The sequence below is a fragment of the Bordetella tumulicola genome, from assembly GCF_054779135.1.
Genome location: NZ_BAAGYU010000010.1, coordinates 635,871 through 657,267, shown reverse-complemented (window position 1 = coordinate 657,267; position 21,397 = coordinate 635,871). Strand labels below are relative to the sequence as shown.

Annotated in this window: 24 protein-coding genes; 13 read left to right on the top strand and 11 right to left on the bottom strand. The window is 58.2% G+C overall.

Translation table 11 applies throughout. The features are described from left to right. The first annotated feature begins 7 nt into the window (after positions 1-7). Together ACYVDM_RS20370 and ACYVDM_RS20365 are read left to right on the top strand one after the other, a co-directional pair. Positions 8-1,024: a Bug family tripartite tricarboxylate transporter substrate binding protein gene (locus ACYVDM_RS20370; RefSeq protein WP_415788244.1), complete on the top strand. Its 1,017-nt coding sequence runs from the start codon at positions 8-10 to the stop codon at positions 1,022-1,024. A 52-nt stretch (positions 1,025-1,076) separates the two neighbouring features. Further along, positions 1,077-1,832: an isochorismatase family protein gene (locus ACYVDM_RS20365; protein WP_415788242.1), complete on the top strand. Its 756-nt coding sequence runs from the start codon at positions 1,077-1,079 to the stop codon at positions 1,830-1,832. A 94-nt stretch (positions 1,833-1,926) separates the two neighbouring features. On the opposite strand, the gene ACYVDM_RS20360 is transcribed toward ACYVDM_RS20365, so the two are convergent. Further along, positions 1,927-2,853, bottom strand: coding sequence for a LysR family transcriptional regulator (locus ACYVDM_RS20360; RefSeq protein WP_415788882.1), 927 nt, complete (start codon positions 2,851-2,853; stop codon positions 1,927-1,929). A gap of 133 nt (positions 2,854-2,986) precedes the next feature. On the opposite strand from ACYVDM_RS20360, the gene ACYVDM_RS20355 reads away from it, so the two are divergent. Beyond that, positions 2,987-3,754 carry an SDR family oxidoreductase gene (locus tag ACYVDM_RS20355; RefSeq protein WP_415788240.1) on the top strand — a complete coding sequence of 256 codons (768 nt, stop codon included), beginning with the start codon at positions 2,987-2,989 and terminating at the stop codon, positions 3,752-3,754. A 120-nt stretch (positions 3,755-3,874) separates the two neighbouring features. Here ACYVDM_RS20355 and ACYVDM_RS20350 read toward each other — a convergent pair whose 3' ends face one another. Together ACYVDM_RS20350 and ACYVDM_RS20345 are read right to left on the bottom strand one after the other, a co-directional pair. After that, a complete protein-coding gene (locus tag ACYVDM_RS20350) occupies positions 3,875-4,459 on the bottom strand; it encodes a TetR/AcrR family transcriptional regulator (RefSeq protein WP_415788238.1) in 585 nt (194 codons plus the stop codon). 178 nt (positions 4,460-4,637) lie between these two features. Continuing rightward, positions 4,638-5,408: an IclR family transcriptional regulator gene (locus tag ACYVDM_RS20345; RefSeq protein WP_415788880.1), complete on the bottom strand. Its 771-nt coding sequence runs from the start codon at positions 5,406-5,408 to the stop codon at positions 4,638-4,640. Between the two features lie 160 nt (positions 5,409-5,568). Between ACYVDM_RS20345 and ACYVDM_RS20340 the strand changes: the two genes are divergently transcribed. The 4 genes from ACYVDM_RS20340 (at position 5,569) to ACYVDM_RS20325 (ending at position 9,965) form a co-directional block, all read left to right on the top strand. Then, a complete protein-coding gene (locus ACYVDM_RS20340) occupies positions 5,569-6,372 on the top strand; it encodes a hypothetical protein (RefSeq protein WP_415788236.1) in 804 nt (267 codons plus the stop codon). 24 nt (positions 6,373-6,396) lie between these two features. Beyond that, positions 6,397-8,124, top strand: a complete 1,728-nt coding sequence (locus tag ACYVDM_RS20335; RefSeq protein WP_415788234.1) for a thiamine pyrophosphate-binding protein — start codon at positions 6,397-6,399, stop codon at positions 8,122-8,124. 119 nt (positions 8,125-8,243) lie between these two features. Then, positions 8,244-9,167 (top strand): Bug family tripartite tricarboxylate transporter substrate binding protein, encoded by a 924-nt coding sequence (locus ACYVDM_RS20330; protein WP_415788232.1) that lies wholly within the window; start codon positions 8,244-8,246, stop codon positions 9,165-9,167. A 3-nt stretch (positions 9,168-9,170) separates the two neighbouring features. Further along, the gene (locus tag ACYVDM_RS20325) at positions 9,171-9,965 is read left to right on the top strand and encodes an SDR family NAD(P)-dependent oxidoreductase (protein WP_415788230.1); all 795 of its coding nucleotides are present in this window, start codon (positions 9,171-9,173) and stop codon (positions 9,963-9,965) included. A 118-nt stretch (positions 9,966-10,083) separates the two neighbouring features. On the opposite strand, the gene ycaC is transcribed toward ACYVDM_RS20325, so the two are convergent. From ycaC to ACYVDM_RS20300, 5 genes are all read right to left on the bottom strand, one after another. Next, complete coding sequence (ycaC, locus tag ACYVDM_RS20320) at positions 10,084-10,704, bottom strand: isochorismate family cysteine hydrolase YcaC (RefSeq protein ID WP_415788228.1); 621 nt, start codon at positions 10,702-10,704, stop codon at positions 10,084-10,086. A gap of 101 nt (positions 10,705-10,805) precedes the next feature. Then, complete coding sequence (locus ACYVDM_RS20315; RefSeq protein ID WP_415788226.1) at positions 10,806-11,675, bottom strand: pirin family protein; 870 nt, start codon at positions 11,673-11,675, stop codon at positions 10,806-10,808. Positions 11,676-11,912: 237 nt separating this feature from the next. Then, complete coding sequence (locus ACYVDM_RS20310) at positions 11,913-12,368, bottom strand: carboxymuconolactone decarboxylase family protein (RefSeq protein ID WP_415788224.1); 456 nt, start codon at positions 12,366-12,368, stop codon at positions 11,913-11,915. Then, positions 12,361-13,773, bottom strand: a complete 1,413-nt coding sequence (locus ACYVDM_RS20305) for a lyase family protein (protein WP_415788222.1) — start codon at positions 13,771-13,773, stop codon at positions 12,361-12,363. The genes ACYVDM_RS20310 and ACYVDM_RS20305 overlap by 8 nt, the downstream gene beginning before the upstream one ends. Further along, positions 13,770-14,765, bottom strand: coding sequence for a Bug family tripartite tricarboxylate transporter substrate binding protein (locus ACYVDM_RS20300; RefSeq protein ID WP_415788220.1), 996 nt, complete (start codon positions 14,763-14,765; stop codon positions 13,770-13,772). Before ACYVDM_RS20300 ends, ACYVDM_RS20305 begins: the two co-directional genes overlap by 4 nt. Before the next feature lie 116 nt (positions 14,766-14,881). Here ACYVDM_RS20300 and ACYVDM_RS20295 point away from each other — a divergent pair, with 116 nt between their 5' ends. Continuing rightward, on the top strand, positions 14,882-15,778 hold the full coding sequence (locus ACYVDM_RS20295; RefSeq protein WP_415788218.1) for a LysR family transcriptional regulator: 897 nt from the start codon (positions 14,882-14,884) through the stop codon (positions 15,776-15,778). A gap of 164 nt (positions 15,779-15,942) precedes the next feature. Continuing rightward, complete coding sequence (locus ACYVDM_RS20290; RefSeq protein WP_453889830.1) at positions 15,943-16,026, top strand: small membrane protein YohP; 84 nt, start codon at positions 15,943-15,945, stop codon at positions 16,024-16,026. Here the strand turns inward: ACYVDM_RS20290 and ACYVDM_RS20285 are convergent. Next, positions 15,998-16,489 (bottom strand): low affinity iron permease family protein, encoded by a 492-nt coding sequence (locus ACYVDM_RS20285; RefSeq protein WP_415788216.1) that lies wholly within the window; start codon positions 16,487-16,489, stop codon positions 15,998-16,000. The two genes, ACYVDM_RS20290 and ACYVDM_RS20285, sit on opposite strands and share 29 nt — an antisense overlap. 275 nt (positions 16,490-16,764) lie before the next feature. On the opposite strand from ACYVDM_RS20285, the gene ACYVDM_RS20280 reads away from it, so the two are divergent. Further along, positions 16,765-17,154: a phage holin family protein gene (locus ACYVDM_RS20280; RefSeq protein ID WP_415788214.1), complete on the top strand. Its 390-nt coding sequence runs from the start codon at positions 16,765-16,767 to the stop codon at positions 17,152-17,154. Then, positions 17,138-17,563 carry a hypothetical protein gene (locus ACYVDM_RS20275; RefSeq protein ID WP_415788212.1) on the top strand — a complete coding sequence of 142 codons (426 nt, stop codon included), beginning with the start codon at positions 17,138-17,140 and terminating at the stop codon, positions 17,561-17,563. The genes ACYVDM_RS20280 and ACYVDM_RS20275 overlap by 17 nt, the downstream gene beginning before the upstream one ends. A gap of 85 nt (positions 17,564-17,648) precedes the next feature. Here ACYVDM_RS20275 and ACYVDM_RS20270 read toward each other — a convergent pair whose 3' ends face one another. Next, positions 17,649-18,617 (bottom strand): Bug family tripartite tricarboxylate transporter substrate binding protein, encoded by a 969-nt coding sequence (locus ACYVDM_RS20270; RefSeq protein ID WP_415788210.1) that lies wholly within the window; start codon positions 18,615-18,617, stop codon positions 17,649-17,651. Between the two features lie 90 nt (positions 18,618-18,707). Between ACYVDM_RS20270 and ACYVDM_RS20265 the strand changes: the two genes are divergently transcribed. Beyond that, positions 18,708-19,532, top strand: a complete 825-nt coding sequence (locus ACYVDM_RS20265) for a TauD/TfdA dioxygenase family protein (protein ID WP_415788208.1) — start codon at positions 18,708-18,710, stop codon at positions 19,530-19,532. A 43-nt stretch (positions 19,533-19,575) separates the two neighbouring features. Here ACYVDM_RS20265 and ACYVDM_RS20260 read toward each other — a convergent pair whose 3' ends face one another. Next, on the bottom strand, positions 19,576-20,241 hold the full coding sequence (locus ACYVDM_RS20260) for an anti-virulence regulator CigR family protein (protein WP_415788206.1): 666 nt from the start codon (positions 20,239-20,241) through the stop codon (positions 19,576-19,578). A gap of 170 nt (positions 20,242-20,411) precedes the next feature. Between ACYVDM_RS20260 and ACYVDM_RS20255 the strand changes: the two genes are divergently transcribed. Continuing rightward, positions 20,412-21,392 carry a ketopantoate reductase family protein gene (locus ACYVDM_RS20255; protein ID WP_415788204.1) on the top strand — a complete coding sequence of 327 codons (981 nt, stop codon included), beginning with the start codon at positions 20,412-20,414 and terminating at the stop codon, positions 21,390-21,392. Positions 21,393-21,397 lie beyond the last annotated feature (5 nt).

Below are 21,397 nucleotides of genomic sequence, written 5' to 3'. Positions count from 1 at the left end.
AAACCACATGGTAACTCGACGTCAGGTCTTGTCCGTATTATCGGCCACCGCAGGCCTGGGCGCGTTAGGCGCCATGCATCGGACCAATGCGGCAACAACGGCTGCTGCGACATCCACCTATCCTGATCGCGCCGTGCGGTTGATCGTGCCCTATGCACCGGGCGGCGGCACTGACAGCATGGCACGCGTCCTGGCACGCAAACTCTCGGACATCTGGGGGCAAAAGGTCATCGTCGAAAACCGACCCGGCGCCAGCGAATCGATTGCCGCGTCGCACGTTGCACGGGCGCCGGCTGATGGCTACACCATACTGTTCGCTTCGGACTCGACATTTCAGTTAAATCCTCTGCTATACAACAACCTGTCCTATCGTCCGGACGAGGATTTGACACCAGTCACCCGATTTGCGTCGGCGCCATTCGGACTGTTCGTCAATGCAAAATCACCGGTAAATACCTTCGAGGAATTCCTGTCGTATGCCCGCGAAAATCGGGGCGAAGTGTTCTTTGGTTCTTACGGAATCTCGAATTCGACGCACTTGGGTCTGGCCTGGATATCCAAGAAATTCGACCTCGGCATGGAAGGAGTGCCTTTCGGTGGTCAAAACCCCGCAATGACGGCGCTGCTTAGTGGTGACTGCGACATCCTGTTCGCCAATATCATCCCGTCCAGCGTTGGGTTCATTGATAAGGGTGACCTGAAAGTGCTGGTGACATCGGGCGATGCGCGACTGCCCGCGGCACCCAACGTACCGACGTTTCGTGAGTTGGGCTATGACGATCTGGACACCAGCTACACCTTGGGGCTGGCGGTACCTGCCGGCACGCCTGCCGACATTCAGAACGAAATCGTACAGGCCTGCGCCGAAGCCGTGCGCGATCCCAAAGTCATTGCCTACGCCCGCGACACGCTTTCTATCAACCTGTTCTCCGAAACGCCTGCGCAATACCGCGCGTTCATCGAATCCAGCCGCGCCACATTACGACAACGCATCGCGGCAGCGGGCATTGGCAAGCTTGATTGATGACCGCCCTGCTTGAGTAAACCCTTTTTTGCACAGATCTAGACGAGTCTTCATGCCCACGTTACACCCCGCAGCACGCTTGAACCCTGAATCCGATACTGAACGCGTAGGTTGGCCCGCCCACGTGACGCAGGGATTGATCCTGGAGGCTCGGCCCGAACCCTTGCGATTCGACCCGGCCAGTTCCGCACTGATTGTCGTCGATATGCAGAATGCCTATGTATCTGCAGGTGGATACATGGATCGGGCGGGATTCGATATTTCTTGCGGCCAAACTGTATCTGAACAGACAACACGGGCATTGCAGTATGCACGGCTAGCTGGCATGCAAGTCGTGTTTCTGCAAAACGGATGGGATGCGCAATACGTTGAGGCCGGAGGGCCGGGATCACCGAACTGGCACAAATCCAACGCCCTGAAAACCATGCGCTGTACCGCTGCGATCGATGGCCAGTTGCTAAGCAAAGGAGGCTGGGACTACGCATTAATCGAGGCCATGCGGCCCCGTGACGGGGAAGTCGTTGTAGCCAAGACGCGTTACAGCGGCTTTTTCAACTCTACGTTGGACAGCACCCTACGCGCGCGCGGCATACGGACTTTGATATTCACCGGCGTGGCGACGAACGTCTGCGTGGAGTCGACGCTGCGCGATGCCTATCACCTGGAGTACTTCTGCGTCGTGCTCGAAGACGCCGTCACCCAGGCGGGACCCGAATTCGTTGCAAAAGCATCCCTGTACACGATCGAAACCTTTTTTGGCTGGATCAGCGACACCGGCCGACTCGCCAGCGCGTTGAATCAGGCATAAGCGCGACAGCTTGATCGGGCCCGCGTACTGCGCGTGTGGCCCGCGTTTCGTGCTTGGTGGGTGGCTCTCTGTCAATCGCCCACAGAAAGCCCTTTCACCCCTCGCTCTGGACCAAACGAGCAAAATCCCGCTCCCGGAACTGCTCGATAACATAATCCACAAACACCCTTGTCTTGGCCGGAAGCAATTTCTTCGCAGGATAGTACAAGGACACCGGGCCGACATCCGCTGACCATCCGGGCAGTACCCTTAGCAACGCCCCGGTTTGCAGCCAGGGCACGGCGAATGGCATCGGAAGCAACGCGACACCAAGTCCCATCAGAGCCGCCTGGCAAATGGCATCGGGATCATCGAAGATGATGCGAGGCTGCAAGTCTGCGATCGCCGTGTCGCCAGCCGCGTTGCGCAGCGAGTATTGGTTCAGGCGGCCAGTGTGGCTGGCGCGTCGCACGATGCCATCAAATGCGGCAAGGTCAGACGGGCTGCAGGGCTTCGGTTTGTCATCCATATAGGCGGCAGAAGCCACCGCCACGATATGAATGCGGCCGAGTTCGCGTGCAACTACGCCAGGCTTGAGATCCAGCCCTCCGCCGATACCCGCATCGAATCCCTCGCCGATCAGGTCGACCTGACGGTTCTCAAAACGCCAATCGGGCACGATAGCAGGATAGCGTCGCAGGAATGTATCCAGCAATGGCACCATATAAGCGCGCCCGAAAGCCTGTCCCATACTGACACGCAATGTGCCGGCCGGCTGTTTGTCTTGCTCAGAGACATCGTTCACCGCGTCTGAAAGCGTCGTCAGCGCGGCACTGATCTGTTGCAAAAAACGCTCACCGCCTTCGGTAAGCGTCAGTTTTCGGGTGCTGCGCTGGAACAGCCGCACCCCCAGCGAGGCTTCCAACCTTGCCACATTCTTGCTGACTGCCGCGGGCGTGAGTGCCAGCCGGCGCGCAGCCGCAGAGAAACTGCCGCTTTCGGCGGACTTGACGAAGCATTCGAGGTGGCCAAGTGGCTGCATGGCCATATTTTCAACCATTAGTTGAAAATAATCCATCCGCGCTATGGCTACCGGATGAGAGTGGAATTTTTGATACTAGCGCTACCGATACGGCAGTTGTTATTCCCAGATCTAATATCAAGGAGTTTTCACCATGATGATCAACACGAGCAACCCAACGTCCTCCCCGCTTTCCGAAAAAGTCGCCTTTGTCACCGGCGGGGCCCGAGGAATCGGGGCAGCCATTGTGCGACGCCTGGCCACCGATGGTGCGGCAGTCGTGTTCACCTATGCCTCCTCAAGCACAGAAGCCGAGGCGCTTGCAGCCGACATCAACGCTGCGGGCGGGCGAAGCCTGGCTATACGGGCAGACAGTAGCGATGCAGCGGCGCTGGTCGCCGCTATCGAGCAGGCAGTGACGGCTTATGGTCGTTTAGACGTGCTGGTGAACAACGCTGGCGTGGGGATATTTGGCGAGCTCGACACTTTTACGCTCGAAGATTTTGACCGTACATTGTCCGTAAACGTCCGCGCGGTATTCGTCGGTGTGCAAGCGGCGGCACGCCACATGGGCGAAGGCGGGCGTATTGTGACTATCGGCAGCACCAACTCGGAACGCATGCCATGGGCGGGGGGCGCGACCTACGCGATGAGCAAGGCCGCCATTGTGGGCCTGACGCGCGGCTTGGCCCGCGATCTGGGACCACGCGGCATTACCATCAACAATGTACAGCCCGGTCCCACCGCCACAGACATGAACCCCGTCGAAGGCCCGATGGCCGGCGACATGCACGATCTAATGGCGGTAAAGCGTCATGCACAGCCAGAGGAGATTGCGGCCATGGTGGCATATTTGGCAGGACCTGAAGCCGCCATGGTCACCGGTGCGAGCCTGCTGATTGATGGCGGATTTGCCGCGTGACGCAGTGACCTCGGACGTTGAGCAATCATCGAGCGCGACACGCCCATAATCATGGCACAAACGATCAACGCACTGACGGATTTGCGGGTGAGCCGGAGATTACTTGCCTGCGGAAGACGCCTATAGCAGCAACCCCGTCGTCAGCGCCTGAAACCCCTGTATGGCTTTTTCTGAAGCAGACTGAGGGTCGCTTGCGCTGGCGATCCATAACGAGACACCCAATAATGCCCCGCTGATCAAGCGCGCTGTCGCCAACGCATCGACCTGGCGTACAACGCCGTCTTCGATGAGCTTCTGAATGCTGCGCTGTGTACTCACGATGCACGAGTGCTGACTGGGCCATCGTGACGGATCGCCCAACACCGCGGGGCCGTCCAGAAGCACGATTCGCTGAACCTCGGGTTCAAGCGCCATCTTGATGTAGGCGATGCATTCGTCGATGAAGCCCTCCCATGGGGAGTCCGCCTGTTCTATGATCACCGAAAGTCGCTCCGTCATCTCTTCATCGATTTGAGCGATCACCGCTTCCAGCAGCCCTTTCTTGCCGCCAAAGTGATGATAGAGCGCGCCGCGCGTCAACCCGGCCTGAGCGGTCAGATCATCCATCGAACTTTCCGCGTACCCTTTCGTCGCGAACGCTTCCCTGGCCGCTTTGATGAGCTTGGCCCGGGTCTCCGAAATCATGTCCGCACGCTTTTGAGCCATCTGTTTTTCCAAAAAACTGATCCGAGACGTATGCCGCCCGACATACGGGATGAATGTTGGCAACCATATCCAACATACACCACGTATGTCAATGCACGGCAACGCACCCATGTAACCGTGCAACTCTCGCACGTCGTCAAGACAAGACAGGTCTGCGGGCCCCTTTCAGCTCATTTGGCTATAGCGAAATATTTGTCATCCGCAACGCTTCTTTCAACTGCTGCGCTTCTCGGTGCAGGATATCGACTACGCGTTGCAAATTGGCGCCCGACAAGCGTGACCTAATGGCAGCAACACTCAACGCGGCGCTGACCGCCCCTTGATCATCTAGCACCGGTACACCAACACCGACCATCTCGGGGATGATTCTTCCAGGATTCAATGCATAGCCATGCTGACGTGTCAGCGCAATATCCTCATGCAGAACGTCCAAAGAAGGGTAAGCGGGATGTTGTGCCGAATCGTAGCGGCTGAGGACGTCGTCCACATCTGCCTGGCTTTGAAATGACAACAGCGCAAGGCTTCCGGCGCCCAGGCCGAGGGGCCTGCGATGGCCAGGCTCCAACGTCAGAATCTTGATTGGGAAATCACCAGTTTTTCTATCCACGCAAACGGCATCATCTCCAGAGCGGATCGAGAGATAGGCCGTGTCCCCGGTCTCCAGCGCGATCCGCTGAAGACCGGCCTCGGCCATTTGCAAAATGCCGTGACGACGTGCCGCGGCCAATCCCAGGACGTATGCCTCGCGTCCTAGTGCGTAAGTCTTCAAGTTCGAATCTTGCAGTACGAATCCTTCATGCTGCAACGCGACCAGCATGCGATGAGCGGTTGGCTGTGTCAGACCGGTCGCAGTGGCCAGATCACTGAGCCCCGCACCACGAGGAGGCGCAGCGGCAATCTGCTTCAGCAGGCGCAACACGCGAGAAAGACTTTGAGCGCCCGCTGGCATTTTCGGGACGAGTTGATGATTAACCATAAGCTAAATTGATTCCATCACGTGGAAGTCCATATTGTAATAGCCATGCTTGATATCTAGAATAAATCAACAATAAAGCAATTTAAATCGCGATAGATCGTATCTATCAATATTCCACAATATGGAGTTGCATTTGACTGCCGTTGTTGTTCTGGACAGTGTGACGAAGCTTCAGGCTGATCATCGGTCAGCGGTGGTGATAGCCGCTTCACATGGAGGCGCCTACTCCGGCTATCTGGCCGCCTCTGCAGGTATCGCGGCGATTATTCTGAACAACGCGGGCATTGGTAAAGATGCTTCGGGCGTTGCTGCCTTGGGCTATCTCCAAGCCTATGGCGTTGCAGCCGCGGCGGTTGATCATTTCTCTGCGCGTATCGGGGACGGCGCGGACATGATGGACAACGGTTTGATCAGCCACGCCAATGCATGCGCTTTGCAACATGGCTGCGAACCAGGGATGCGGGTTTCTCAGGCTGCGCGTTTACTGGCCACACTGTCTCTTGCGCCAGCCCAACCGCCTACCGCAATCAATGAGTCCCGCCATGCACTGGAGGCCGGTGCCCCTGTTGCGATCATCGGTATCGATTCAGTGTCGTTACTTTCACCCGATGATAAAGGCGCGCTTGTCGTCACGGCCTCGCATGGGGGATTGTTGGCGTCGTCCGGATCGGACAGTGTTGACGTGCCCGTTCGAGTCATATCTTTCCATGATGCGGGGGGCGGGAAAGACGATGCCGGCTACGGGCGCTTGCCGTCGCTAGCACGTCGCGGTATTGCGGCAGTGACGGTTAGTGCCGATAGCGCACGCATCGGCGACGCCAGCTCGTGCTACCACGACGGGGTCATTTCTCGAGCCAATGAACCCGCGCAAAAGCTGGGGGTGAAACCTGGCCAAACACTGAAATCTTTTTACGCTGCGCTACGCGTAGATAGCTAACTCAAAAAGGAGTTAAGTCTCAATATGTCGGATAAGTTTGAAATCACGGGCGGTGAGGCAGTCGCACGTATGTATGCGGCCCATGGCGTTGGTCCAATGTTCGGCATGGGTGGCTTCCAGATGCTGCCGTTTTATGACGCGGTACGTCGTCTCGGGCTGACGCACTACCTCATTAATGACGAGCGCTGCGGGATTTTCGCCGCTGATGCATATGCCAAAATTACGGGCCGCCCCGGTGTGTGCGATGCCACCCTGGGACCCGGCGCAACCAACTTGGTCACCGGCCTGGCCGAGGCGTTAAACGCAGGATCTCCGCTCGTTGTCCAGGTTGGCGACTCACATCGCGATCACTCCTGGAAAAACATGACGCAAGAGACGCGACAAGTCGAGCTGTTGCGCCCTGTGTGCAAAGAGTTGATCCGCATAGAGCGCATCCAGCGTATTCCAGAATTGGTGCGCCGTGCGTTTGCAGTGGCAACCCACGGCCGGCCAGGCCCCGTTGTACTGGACATCCCTGAAGACATTGCACACGACACCTATACCTTTAATGCATCAGAATTCACCGCCAATGCCGCGAGAACACGCATTCCCGCGCTTCGTATTCGACCTGACACCGAGGCGCTGAAGCAGGCGGCATCTCTCTTGGCCCGCGCCAGTCGCCCCATCATGTTGTGCGGAGGTGGCGTCCATCTCAGCGATGCCGCGCAAACCTTGCAGGCTTTCGCTGAGCAGCTCGATATTCCTGTGGCGCACACGTTAAGTGGAAAAGGCGCCATCGCTTGCACGCATGACTTGAACGCCGGCCTTTTTGGACGCTATAGCCGCATCGCAAACGACCTGATTGCGAAAGCGGACTGCCTATTTGTTGTGGGCTGCAAATTGGGAGAGGTGGCGACGCGCCGTTTTGATCTGTTGCCCAGCGGGGTGCCACTGATTCACCTGGATATCCTGGCGGAAGAATTCGATCGAACCACGCCCGCCGACGTACGTCTGTGGGGCGATATCCAGGCTACGCTTCCGGAGCTTCAAGCCCAGATACTCTCTATGCAAAATACCGCGGCGCGCGGTGATATGGCGACGGAAACCCGCAAGCGCATGAACGAATGGCGTGCTTCGGTGGCAGATAAGCTGCGTTCAAGCGAGCGGCCAGTAGGCATGGCACGCTTGCTGCATGAAATTAACGATTGGCTTCCCGAAGATGGGCTTCTGATTGCAGATGGCGGCTTTGCGGCGCACTGGGGTGGGCTTCTGTTTGACACAAAGCGACCAGGCCGCTCCTTTGTACCAGATCGCGGCTTTGCCTCGATTGGCTACGGCATACCCGGAGCCATTGGCGCCACACTGGCAGCCCCCGGCCGACGGGTACTGAGCCTGACAGGTGATGGTGGTTGCAATATGTCCATTGGTGAATTGGAGACCGCGGTCAGACTGAAATTGCCATTCACACTGCTGGTCGTGAACAACGCTGCCTCCGGTTACGTGAAGGCACTACAACATTTGATGTACGGAGAAGGTGCGTACCAGTCTTCCGACTTGGTCGACACCAATTACGCCAACGTGGCACAAGCGTTGGGGTGCCAAGGTATTCGTGTCGAAGATCCCGCTGACATTCGCGCCGCGCTGGAGTCTGGTGCCGCCTGCACAGATCGCCCTACCGTCATAGACATTGTTGTCACTCGTGACCCATCAAAGATGCTGCCCGGTGTAGATAACCGCGCAGCAAAGATCAAGCCCGGCGATCGTATCGCCTAGGCTTCAACGCCGCCGACAAAGGTGTCGGCGGCACAAACTCTGCAGCAGGGAGACAAATGATGAAAACTATTAAATCAATAATGCTGGCAGCTTCTTCCGCCCTTGTTCTAAGCGCCCCCATGGCGCCCGCTTTCGCACAAACGGACTATCCCAACAAGCCCATCACCTTGGTCGTCCCGTTCCCGCCGGGCGGCACATCCGATGTCGTCGGCCGCATCATGGCGGATGCATTGTCCAAGGAATTGGGCCAGACCGTCATCGTAGACAACAGAGGGGGTGCCGGCGGCACCGTTGGCTCTCGAGTCGTCGCGAGCGCCAAGCCGGATGGCTATACGCTGTTGCTGGGCACCTCCAGCACCAACGGAACAAACTCGGCCGTGTACCGAAACCTGCCGTATGACGCCTATAGTGACTTCACGCCTGTCACTCAGATTATTCGGGTGCCGGGCGTTATTGCGGTGAACAAGATGTTCCCCGGAAAGGACTATGCATCCTTCGTGGAAATACTGAAAACTTCGCCAAAAAAGCATACCTACGCGTCTTCAGGCAATGGGGGCGCCACGCATATGGCCATGGAATACTACAAATCGATGACGGGCCTGAAGATCCTGCACGTGCCCTATCGAGGAACGGGACCGGCACTTAACGACGTTATCGGCGGTCAAGTCGATATGATCTGGGACACCGCGGCGTCATCCATGCCACACATGCTGGCGGGCAATCTGATACCCGTCATGATTGCAGGAAAATCACGCCTGAAGCAGTTGCCTGACGTGCCTACCGCGGCTGAAGTAGGACTACCCGAGTACGACGCTGAAATGTGGAACGGCCTTCTCGCACCGGCCAACTTACCAAAGGACGTGCTAGATAAATTGCACGCAGCGGCCGTTCGCGCACTAAAAAATCCAGAAACGCAAAAACGATATGAAGCCCTCGGCGCCTATGTCATTGCCGATACGCCTGACCAGTTCGGCGACATGATCAAGAATGATATTACCAAGTGGAAAAAGGTCGCTGAGTTTGCCAACATTGCGGTGGATTGACGGATGGGAAATCGCTTAACTTCCAAGGTCGCCATGGTGATGGGAGCCGGCTCTGGCGAAGCCGGCTGGAGCAACGGTAAAGCCGCCGCCACTTTATATTCACGCGAAGGGGCAGTCGTCTATGCCGTAGACATAAACCTGAACGCCGCGCAGGCCACGCGCGATCTCATTCTGAAAGAGGGCGGCACATGTGTCGCACTACAGGCCGATGTGACCTCATCCACAGACTTGAAGAAAGTCGTAGAGCAAATCACCCAAGATCATGGCAAGATTGATTTGCTGCACAACAACGTTGGCATCACCGAAATGGGCGATGTCGTCCAGGCCTCGGAGGAGAGCTGGCGGCGTGTCCTGGACACCAATCTGACAGGCGTATTCCTTACCTGCAAGCATGTCATTCCGGTGATGCTATCCCAAGGACGCGGCGCGATCGTAAACGTTTCTTCTTTAGCCTCGATCCAGGTCAACCGCTATCCCTACCCGTCCTATTCAGCGGCCAAGGCAGGACTGAATCAACTCACGCGCGCAATGGCTGTGCAATATGCCAAGGACGGTATTCGAGTCAACGCCGTCCTGCCGGGGGTGATGGACACGCCCTTGATATATCGACAGATATCCGGCCAATTCGAGGATATAGAGGAAATGCGCCGCCAGCGCCATGCCGCATCTCCAATGGGGAAGATGGGTGACGCCTGGGACGTCGCTCATGCGGCGTTATTCCTGGCGTCGGACGAGGCAAAATACATTACCGGTGTTTGCCTTCCGGTGGATGGAGGGAAAAGCTGCGCTGGGCGCTGAATCGCGACGCTTGACCAATGGCGCACCCAGTTCCAGTTTCTGGAAAAATCGCGAAAGAACGCCAGGAAAAACCCCAAAAGGTGGGATCGGTGCCTACCTTTTGGGGTTCAGAGGCGGTTCAGGATGTGAACTTGGTGTGACTATTGATCAAGTTCCGATAATCCGGAATATGGTTGGAGAACAACGTACCCAGGCCTTCGATGTCATTACGCCAGTCACGATGCAGTTCGCAAGCCAGGCCGAACCATGTCATCAATTGCGCGCCGGCCGACGACATACGATCCCATGCCGAATGGCGTGTGATCTCGTTAAAAGTACCCGAAGCATCAGTCACCACGAATACGTCGTACCCGGCCTCGATGGCTGCCAGCGCCGGGAACGCCACGCAAACTTCGGTCACGACGCCTGCGATGATCAACTGCTTTCTGCCGGTGGCTTTTACTGCTTTAACAAAATCCTCGTTATCCCAGGCATTGATCTGGCCGGGGCGGGCGATATAAGGCGCATCGGGAAACGCTTCTTTCAACTCTGGCACCAGCGGACCATTAGGACCATCCTCGAAGCTGGTGGTCAGTATGGTCGGCAACTCGAAATATTTCGCCAGATCAGCCATAGCCAGCACATTATTTTTAAACTTATCGGGATCGATATCGCGAACCAGGGAAAGCAAGCCCGTTTGGTGATCGACCAGCAACACAGCAGCTTGGGCTTTATCTAGACGTTTGTAAGGAGTGGTCATTTTGGTCTTCCTTAATGTGTCAGTGGACGAGTGCTGGATTCGCACTCATGCATGTTGCCCGCAAGCTCGTACTTAACGGGTTAAAGCAACTGCAGGCTCACTCATGCCGCCGTCATCTGTCCGAAGCGGCCGCTATTGAAGTCGGCTATCGCCTGGCTGATTTCGTCTTGGCTATTCATGACAAATGGGCCGTGGCCAACAATGGGTTCATCAATAGGCTCCCCACTTAAAAGCAACAAGACTGCATCGTTATTCGCTTCAATGGACAAATGACTACCGGCCTTATCCAGCACTACCATTTGTGCCTCACGAGCCACGGTGTCGCCATTGACCAGCACCGTTCCGTGCAACACAACCAGTGCCGTATTCCAACCATCAGGCACATCCAGCTCGCTGATACCTCCCTGATTCAGACGCATGTCCCAGACGTGCATGGGTGAGAAAGTTGTTGCGGGGCCTGCTGTACCAGCATATTGCCCGGCGATCACTCGAACCGTCCCGGCGGCATCTGGCAGAGGGATGGCAGGTATGTCACGATCAACAATTGCCTGGTAACTCGGTGCGGCCATCTTGTCCTTGGCTGGCAGGTTTACCCATAGTTGCACCATCTCAAGGGTGCCGCCATCGCGCATGAAGGCCTCAGAATGGAATTCTTCATGAAGAATTCCCGCACCGGCCGTCATCCATTGCACGTCGCCCGGACCAATCGTGCCGCCCTGATCCGTCGAGTCGCGGTGAGCGACCGCGCCCTTGTAAACAATAGTGACCGTTTCAAACCCGCGATGCGGATGCTGTCCGACACCGCGTTTCCGGGTGGTGGGCGTGAACTCAGCGGGCCCCGCGTAATCGAGCAACAAAAAAGGGCTGAGCTGCTTTGCGAGGGTTTGGTACGAAAAGAGACTGCGCACGGGGAAACCGTCCCCTACCCAATGAGGGCGGGGAGCGCTATAGACACCAAGAACTTTCTTCATTGCCATCTCCTTGTCTTTTGAATGCCGCCCGACCGCAGCCAGTGTTTGAGCGCTAACCCCAACAAAGCTACCTCTATATCTTATTCGGTCTCGACCTGGCATTGAAAGGAGAATGACTGTCAAATTCCTGAAACCGGAACGACATGTGAACGGAGCGGAACCGACAGACCCCACCCCTTGACCGAAACCCCACGGGGGCAGCGCCGATCGCTCCAATCAACTGATCAACGACCCGCTTTACGCGACCGGGCGACCCGTCCAGAAATCCACTTTGGGTGGGCTGCGGTCCAGTGTCTCCAGGACTTTCAGCACGATCGCCATGCCGGTGTTGCCGGCCGGCACGCCAGCATAGACGGCGGTCTGCAACAGCACTTCGCGGATCGTATCCAGATCGAGTGCCGCCGCGTCAGGAGAGTCAACCGGTGCCTGCAAACCAGTACGGATATGTAGTTCGAATTCTTCCCAGCGACCCATCGACGCGGTGATGGCCAGCACCATGATGCGGCGTGTACGGGGATCGAGCCCTGGCCGGCTCCAGATGCTGTCCCACGCATAGCATGTGATCATGCGCTGGAATTCCACGTTCAGAACGTTGGCGTTGCCGACCGAGCGGTCCACCCACGCATCGCCCAAAAGCTTGCGTCGGTTTGCCAGACCACGCTCTAGCGCGTCGGTGGGAAGGGAATCAGACATGGTGAGGCTCCAAATTGCAAGAAGAGGATACGGCGGCATCAAGCGTACGCAATAGTTCTCGGCAACACGCGGCCGAGGCGCGTACGGCGTGCTGTGGATCGGTGGCCGCTGCCAAGGCCTGTGCTGCAGCGCGTGCCTGTTCGGTCCCGTGAGTGATTTCGACCCATTGCTGTAATAGGGCCGACAGCGGCTGACGTTGCGCCAGGGCTTGCGGCGCCAGTTGTTCGATGGCTTGCTGCGCCGCTTCGCGACCCGCAATAGGGGTCAGCGCATCAGAGCAGGCTTCCGAGAAAATGACCTCGTACAGCGCGTCGATATGCGACTGCATGCGTGCAGCATCGACGTGCAGGCCTTCGGCGGCCCGACGCATCGCGGCGGCGGCACCATGCACGCGGCGCCATAGCGGCGCCCAGGACGACAGCTCGGCGTGCCATTCGCCCATGGCCCGTTCGTGCGCCTGCGTCATGGCGTCTAGCAGCGATGCCGCTAACCCGGGGACCGGCTGAGTCTGGGCGATGACCTGCATGCAATGCACGGAGTTGCGTTTATGAGGCATAGCGCTGGACGTCCTGCCGCGCGGTGTCTCAGCTAATTCGCCCACTTCGAACTGAGACATCAGCGACCAATCGCGCGCCAGTTTGGATAGACTGCCCGCGCACACGGAAGCTTCCAGCGCCAGCCTCGTCCAGGCATCGCGCTGCGTATGCCAGCTTTGTCCGCAGGACCACAGTCCCAACTCGGCGGCCAGGACAAGTTCCACTTGGACGGCGCGATGAGCCATCGCGGCGCGGTTGCCCACAGCGCCTCCCAATTGCACGCACAGAGCGTGTGGCGCCAACGTACGCAGTTGGTCAACACTGCGCTGCAAGGCGGCGGCGGACTGTGCGCATTTGAAACCGAAACTAGTGAGCTGAGCGGGCTGTAGCAAGCTGCGTGCCATCATTGGCGTGGCCGCATGGGTATGGGCGAGCGTGCGCAAAGCGGTGACCAGCCCCTGCAGTTCATCCAGAACGGCAAGCAGTGCGGTCTTGGTCAGCAAGGCATGAGCCGTGTCAACGGCATCCTGGGTGGTAGTGCCCCAATGCAAGTACGGCAACGCATCGGGATCGTGGCGGGCCAGCATGCCACGAATGGGGTCAACCAGCCCGATGCCAAATGCGCCCGTGCGGCGCGCCCGCTCGATGAAATCAGCGCTGTCCAACTCGAGGTTTGCGCATGCCCGGGCAATAGCCGCCGCCGCCGATGCAGGCACCAGGCCCGCGGCCGCCTGGGCACTGGCCAGCCCGACCTCAAAGCGCAGCAGTGCTTGCAGCCATTGCCGGTCCGAAAAAAGTTCGGTATCGCCGGCCGGATTGAGGCACTGTTCAATCAAGGAGACTGCCATCCCGGGCGTGCCCGCGCTCATACCGATGCGCCGGAAACGGTTATTACGTGACCCCACTTGCGGCTTTCTTCCTGGATCCGGCGGGCGTATTCGACGCTATTGCCCAGCATGGGCTCGGCCCCCTCCACCGCCAGCCTAGACTGAAATTCGGGGGTGGCGGCAACCTCGAGTATCTTTGCCTCAAGCTGCTGCACCACCTCTGCGGACGCGGCTTTGGGCGCCAGGATGCCGTAAGTCAGCGTGCTTTCGAAATCGGCCAGTGCCGTCACGCCTGATTCGATCATGGTGGGAACATCAGGCATCAGATTCGCCCGCTTGGCGCTGGTCACGGCCAGGGCACGCAGTTTGCCGGACTTAACCAGCGCCATGGCGGCGGGGATGACGCTGAAACTGAAATCGACCAGCCCGCCAGCGACGTCCGCCAGCGCGGGCGCGGTACCCTTGTAGGGCACGTGCACGGCCTGTGCACCCAGGGTCTGCAAGAACATCTCGCCAGTCAGGTGACCGCCGGTACCCGTACCGCTGGATGCGTAATCCATGTCTGAGCCCTTGGTACCCAAGGCATCGACCAACTGCGCAACATTTTTGATGGGCGATTCAGCCGGCACCACCAGCAGCAGGGCCGAGGACGCGAACATGGCGACCGGCCGCAAGTCAGTCGAAGCATTAAACTTCAAGTCCTTGTAAAGCACCGGGTTGATGGACACCGTACCGGTATGGCCCAACAAAAAGGTATTGCTTTGCGGTGAGGCCCGCACCACCTGCTCAGAGCCCAGGTTGCCACCGGCCCCGGGCTTGTTTTCTACGATCACGTCCAGCTTGAACATTTGGCTCAGACCGTGCGCCAACTGGCGGGCCAACACATCGTTACCCCCTCCCGGGGCGAATGGCACAATGATGCGGACAGCACTGGTGCGTTGTGCCCAGGCGGGCGCCATCGATATGGCGGTCAGCCCAAGTACAGCAGCCAGCGCATGGCGACGGGAAGGCGAACGCGGGGCGAAGCGACTCATTGGATTTCCTTGTTCTGCATACGGGGCCGGTCGGGCCCGAATAGAATATTGTCGTCCGACACTGCCGTGGCAATACAGTATGCGCCGCTATCATCAAATGAAAGAAAATACAGGCAATGGATATCCGCTACTTAAATCACTTTCTGAAAGTGGTCGCCACCGGCTCGATGTCGGAAGCCGCACGACAGCTGGGCCTCAGCCCTGCCGCCGTGGCCCAGCAGATGCGCGCGCTCGAGCGCGAACTGGATGTTTCCCTACTGGTGCGCCAGGGTCGTAGCGTCCAGCCTACTGCGGCCGGACAACGGCTAGTGGAACGAGGCCACACTCTCGTGCAAGACGCCGACGCGCTGCGCGACTGGGTTGTCACTGACGAAGACGAAGGTGAGTTACGACTGGGCACAGTCAACACGGCACTGCACGGTTTCCTGCCCGACGTCCTGCAAGCCTTCACCACCCTGCATCCTAGAGTGCGCATCGCCCTTCGTATCGGCATCACACCGACGCTGTACAGTGCTCTGGTGCAGTCGGAGCTCGATGCGGCTCTGTGCCTGAAGCTATCGTTCGACCTGCCCAAGACCGTAAGCTGGACACCGCTGCGCCAAGAGCCACTGGTGGTCCTGGCGCGAGCGTGCGATGCCCAGCGCGATCCTCTCGAACTGTTGCGCAACGAGCCCCTGGTGCGCTACGACAGGCAGTTGGCGGGCGGCAGCCTGGCGCAACATTACCTACAGGCCCAAGGCATACGGCCGCACGAGCGGATCGAGCTCAATTCCATCATGGCTATTGCCTTGCTGGTCGAACGGGGCCTGGGCGTCGGATTAGTGCCAGATATTGGCCAGGGGTTAGCTGGTGAACACCTGTGCAAGCTTGCGGTTCCGCCCGTGTCATGTCCAGACGGCGAATTGGCGCCGCCGCGCGAGCTGGGGCTGTTATGGCGCAATCAATCGCAACGAGGACGCTGGGTGAGCACGTTGCTGCGGTGTGCACAGGACGCGGCACTCACACAGCCATAGCGCCGACTGGTGACAGATTTCCACGTTGGTAGTCCTGAAAAAGACAGCTCGGTGCTGCCACCCAGGGAGTATGCTGTCGATACTGGTGTGTCCGGCGGGATTAGGCTTGGGCACGGTACGTGCGTCGTATTGGCAGTGCTATCCATCGCTGAAAGGACCGACGAATGAAAATCATCCTTTGGATCATCGCTATTATTTTCATTGTGGGCTTGCTGACCATCACTGGGGTGCTGAAGCTGATTTTCTAGAACCACGCACTTGTCGGCGGTTGCGTCGTGCCAGCTTGCGCGCGCGCGCAGTACAAGCGGCAGCCAGCGCCCTCAGTTTGTCTTCATCGAGGTCTTCAGCGTCCACGAATGCCTCGTCGGCGTCCTTCAGTGCAATAAGCAGTTCGTCCAGCTTCAGGTGTAGAGCACGGCCGTCCTTGTTCTGGCTTTGCTGGATCAAAAAAACCATCAGAAAGGTGATAATCGTCGTGCCAGTGTTGATGACGAGTTGCCAAGTCTCCGAATATCCAAAGGCCGGCCCAGCGGCGGCCCAGATCAGTACTGCCAGCAGCGCCGATCCGAATGCCACGGACGACCCGACCCATTTAGCGACATTCGCGGCAGAATGATCGAAAAAGCGCGACACCGCATTCGAGCGAGGGGCTGGTGGGGAAGCCGCTTCGGTCTTTGTTTTGAGTGTCCTGATTTTTCTGTTTGTCGGCATGGTTGCCCTTGGAATCGAGACGCAGACGATTTAGCAAGTCCTGTACCCGGTGAGGTGACGCGGTGCCACCAATACCGTAGTCGAAGGCGTCGTCAGACCTACGGGCCGTCCCTCAATCGGTATGCCTACAGGTCGGCGGGCGGAATGTAGCGTGCGCAGCGGCAGGTACGCCGCCTCGAACGGCCCGCTCTTGCAGATCTATCCTCTCCACAGAAGCGCAGGCGGACTGGCATGCTATTTGCTGCATCAGATGTGGCAACGCCTAAGGAGACGCCATGATTTCAGAACGATTTCGCCGATTGCGCCACATCGCAAAATTTGCCGCGGAACGCCCAGGAGACTACCTGGAACTGGTCAGCATCGAATTGTCGCTCTATCGGGCGGCTCTGCTTTCTACACTAATCAGCGGCGTCAGCGTAGTGTTTTGCGGACTGGGAACACTGAGCTTTGTATCGGTGGCCACGATCGTCAGTTTCTGGGATACCGACTCCCGCACGCTGGCCGCCTGGTTGGTGGCGGCTGCTTGGCTGGTGATCACGTTGATTTCGCTGGCCATCGCCAGTCGCAACGCGCCAAAAGATTCGCCTTTTTCCGAACTTAGCCGCCAGGTGCGGCTAGATATCGCCACTGCCCGGAGTCATTATGCCGATGACCACGCAAGCTGACCGACAGGCCCTCCTGGTAAAAATGGAGCATGATCGGCAGGAACTGGTCCGCTCTTTCATCCGCACCGCGCCCGGCGGCGGATCCAGCGCAGCGTGGGTCAAGACGACAGCGTTAGCAGCCGGCGCAGCGTTGGGATGGCCCCCCTTTCTGAAACAGCCTCTGCGGGCGATGACGGCCGTGGCATTGCGCGATCGCTTCGCTGACTTGCTGAGCCGCCGCCATACCCGAAGAGTCAGCGATGCTTCGCGCGACGCCGATATCGCGGAGCTGACCAAGTTGACATCGCACTTGCGCGCCTCGGCGGCGACTGCTGCCGATCCACAGCGAATCGAACAACTGCGCAGTCAGGTCGATGAACACGTACGCCGCCTACGCGCATCCCGCAACGACTCGCCCCCTGCAGAGTGAGGCGCACGAGGCTGAAGCAAAACGACAGGCAATGCCGGGCCGCGCTGTGCGCGGGACCACGGCTCTAGCACACAGACCGCCTGAATCACTCCACCTGCGCGCCCGAGGCCTTTACCGCATCCGCCCAACGCGCGAGCGCTCCGTCGACCTGCTTGCCAAACTCCTCGGGTGTCGTGATATAGGTGTCCGCACCCAGCGCCGCAAATTTCTTCTGAATCTCGGGCGTCTCCAGCAGTGCGCGAATATCGCGATTCATGAGCTGAATTTTGTCGGCGCTGACGCCAGACGCAACGAACAAACCGAACCAGGGATTCACGTCAAACGATGGATAGCCCTGCTCCGCAATGGTCGGAATGTCAGGGGCATTCGGTGATCGCTTTGCACTAGTCACGACCAGCGGCACCAGGGTGTTCGAATCGATATGACTCTTGACCGACGGCAGACTGGTAAAGACCACGTCTATCTCACCGCCCAGCAAATCCTTGATCGCGGGTGCCGCCCCTCGATACGGTACATGCACCATTTTGATATCGGCGGCGGAATTAAACATCTCGCCGAGCAAATGATTAACCGACCCATTACCCGCCGATCCATAAGTCACGCGTGCTTGTTTAGAGGCTTTCACCAAGTCAGATAAGTTCTTGATGCCGGTCTTGGGATTGGTCACTGCGACGAACGGCAAGGTGGCCAGAGTGGCAACGGGCGCAAAGTCGTCTTTGACCTCGAACGGCAAATTTTTGTACAGCGCAGGATTGATCGCGTGCGAACCCTCATAGCTCATCAGCAGGGTGTAGCCGTCATTACCGGCGTTGGCCACGTATTCCATGCCGATGTTGCCACCCGCGCCGGCTCGGTTTTCCACGACCACGGGTTGCTTCCATTTCTCTCCCAACGCCTGCCCAATGATCCGCGCCAACGAATCCGACGCGCCGCCAGGGGCTTGTGGCACGACCAGACTCACAGGCTTTTGAGGAAAGGCCTCGGCGGCCATGGCCGACCCTAGGACACAGGTGGTAGCAAGGATCGAACCTACCATTTTGGGGATAATTCGCATATTGTCTCCGTATGTTTTATCGTTGTACGTACCAATCATACACAGACATGGCACCCGGTCGGAACTGGGCACGCCAAACGCGGAGACACTATGGAAACCCGGAGAATCGCCGGCGCATTAGGCGCGGAGATCAGCGGCATCGATTTGCGCAACAAACTGGACGCCTCGCAGGCGTCGGCCGTGCGTCAGGCATTGCTTGATCATCAAGTTATTTTTCTGCGGGATCAGGATCTGACTCAACAGCAGTTCCTGGACTTCGCACACGCCATGGGAACGCCTATCGAGTATCCCTTTGTCAGTGGACTGGAGGGATACCCTCAAATTATCGAAGTGAAAAAGCTGGAAAACGAGCGCTCGAATTTCGGCGGAATCTGGCATTCCGACACCACATACCTGGAAGAACCTCCCATGGGGTCCATGCTGCTGGCGCGAGAGATTCCTCCCTACGGCGGTGACACGCTGTTCGCCAATCAATACCTGGCGTACGAGGCCTTGTCCGACACCATGAAGCGACTACTGGATGGTTTGCTCGGCATCAGTACGTCGGCCAAGGCCGACGTGTCACGCACTCGCGAAGACCGCATCAAGTCCGACGGCAAAATGGACGCGCCTCAAAACCACACTGCCGAGCATCCCATCGTGCGTACCCACCCCGAAACGGGCCGCAAGGCTTTGTATGTGAACGTCGCACACACCGCAGGCATTAAAGGTATGAGCGACCAGGAAAGCGCGTCGCTCCTGTCATTCCTGTTCGAGCATCAAGTCAAACCAGAATTCACCTGCCGATTCGCCTGGTCACCCAACGCTATCGCATTCTGGGACAATCGCTGCGCCATGCATAACCCGATCAATGACTATCACGGATTTCGCCGCGTCATGCACCGCATCACGCTAAAGGGCGACCGGCCAAGCTGAGGATATCGCGACCGCTTGGCCGGTCGGCGGCAGAACCGCCTAATCAATCAAACACGTCGTAAAGAATATCGGCGATCACGGCGGTACCTACAGCGATCAGGATCAGGTCCGTACCAGCGACATGCCATTCGTAACCCGGGTAACTTGGTAGGCGACCCATGAACGAACCCGGGACTGTTTTCTTGGCAATACCCGGAGGCAAAGGCTTGCCCCTAGCCAGGTTCTTTCGAATACCGGGTGGCAAGTCAGAGTAGCCACCCAGCCCGTAATCCAGCGCATACTCGCGTGCCAGAGCGGCGGTGATACCCGCGTACACGAGATCGTTGAACGAATCATCACCACGCAAATGGCCTTGACGGTCTCGATGATCATCAAAATAGTCGTAATACCGGCCTTGATCGTCGTAACGACGATCGGCGTTCTTACCCCCGCCTTGACTCGCCTGGGAGCCGCCACTCTGATTACCGGCGTTCGACTTTCCGGAGCTGGAATTTCCTTTGCCGGAGTTTCCGTTGCCCGAGTTTCCGTTACCGGAATTTCCCTTGCCAGAATTACCCTTGTCCGATGCATGCGAGTTGCCATTGCCACCCTTGCCGGAATTCCCTGCGCTGTTACCCTGCCCCTTACCCTCGGGCGGCGCCGCCTGAGCGGTAAAGGCCAGCGCACAGCTGGCAATGAGAGAAGCGATCAGCGCTATTTTCGGTTTCATTGTCAGTATCCTTTTGTCAACCGGACGGCCAAGCATACTGTGCGACCTATTTCAAAACCCAGCCAACCTGTATCGATTTGTACAAACATTAGCGGTATTTACAATGGACGATCGACGTACCCGCGACCGAGGAGAAATCTCGACCGGGCGGGCTTCGGACTGGGGGCGACATGAAGATCTGCGTATTTGGCGCTGGTGCAGTTGGCAGCAATGTGGCGGTGCGATTAGCTGATGCGGGTGTTGGTCAAATCAGTGTTGTCGCGCGCGGGGCTCACCTCGCCGCCATTCGTTCACATGGACTGTCGTTGCGTCATGCTGACGGTGAGCAGTGGCACGCACATTTCGATCATGCCACCGACGACCCTGCTACCCTGCCGCCCCAAGACATCATATTGGTCGCGCTAAAGGCCGCGAGCTTGCCAGCTCAGGCCGACGCTTTGAGGCGTCTGTTGGCGCCTGATGGCGTGGTGGCCTTTCTATCCAACGGTATCCCCTGGTGGTGGAACTATGGACGGCAACAGGGCTCAGACGCATTGCCATTACTCGATCCCGAAGGCGCGCTCTGGAATCGCCTCGGTCCCGAGCGCGCGATAGGGACCGTCATCTATTCGGCCAACGAAGTCGAAACCCCCGGACATGTTTTGCACCGAGGCGTTAATCGCTACGTCTTCGGCGAACCAGACGGACGCTTGCCAGGACGCGCGGGGCAGCTTGCGGAGCTATTCAGCAGAGCAGGCCTGGGAGGAGAAACAACCGACGACATACGCTACGAGATATGGCGCAAGCTGTTGCGCAATGCGATTGGAAGCCCATTTTGCGCATTGACGAGACTGGGTTCGGCCCACTGTGCACAGATACCCGGCCTACCCGACATTCAGCGCGCACTGGCGCTTGAGATGGCCAACATTGCACGCGCGCTAGGATCACCGATCACCGACGAGGACGCCCTCCGGGCGGCCGAGACGCAATTGGCGTCGAATGGACGGCCGTCCATGCTGCAAGATGTGCTGCTAGGCAGGCGAATCGAGGCTGAAGCGTTGCTGGGCCAACCGCAACGCTTCGCTCAAGAGCTCGGTATTGCCACACCGTACCTGGATACGGTGGTGGCGCTCTTGCGAGGCTTGGACCGGGCACTGGCGCTGGACGCTTGAGTGAT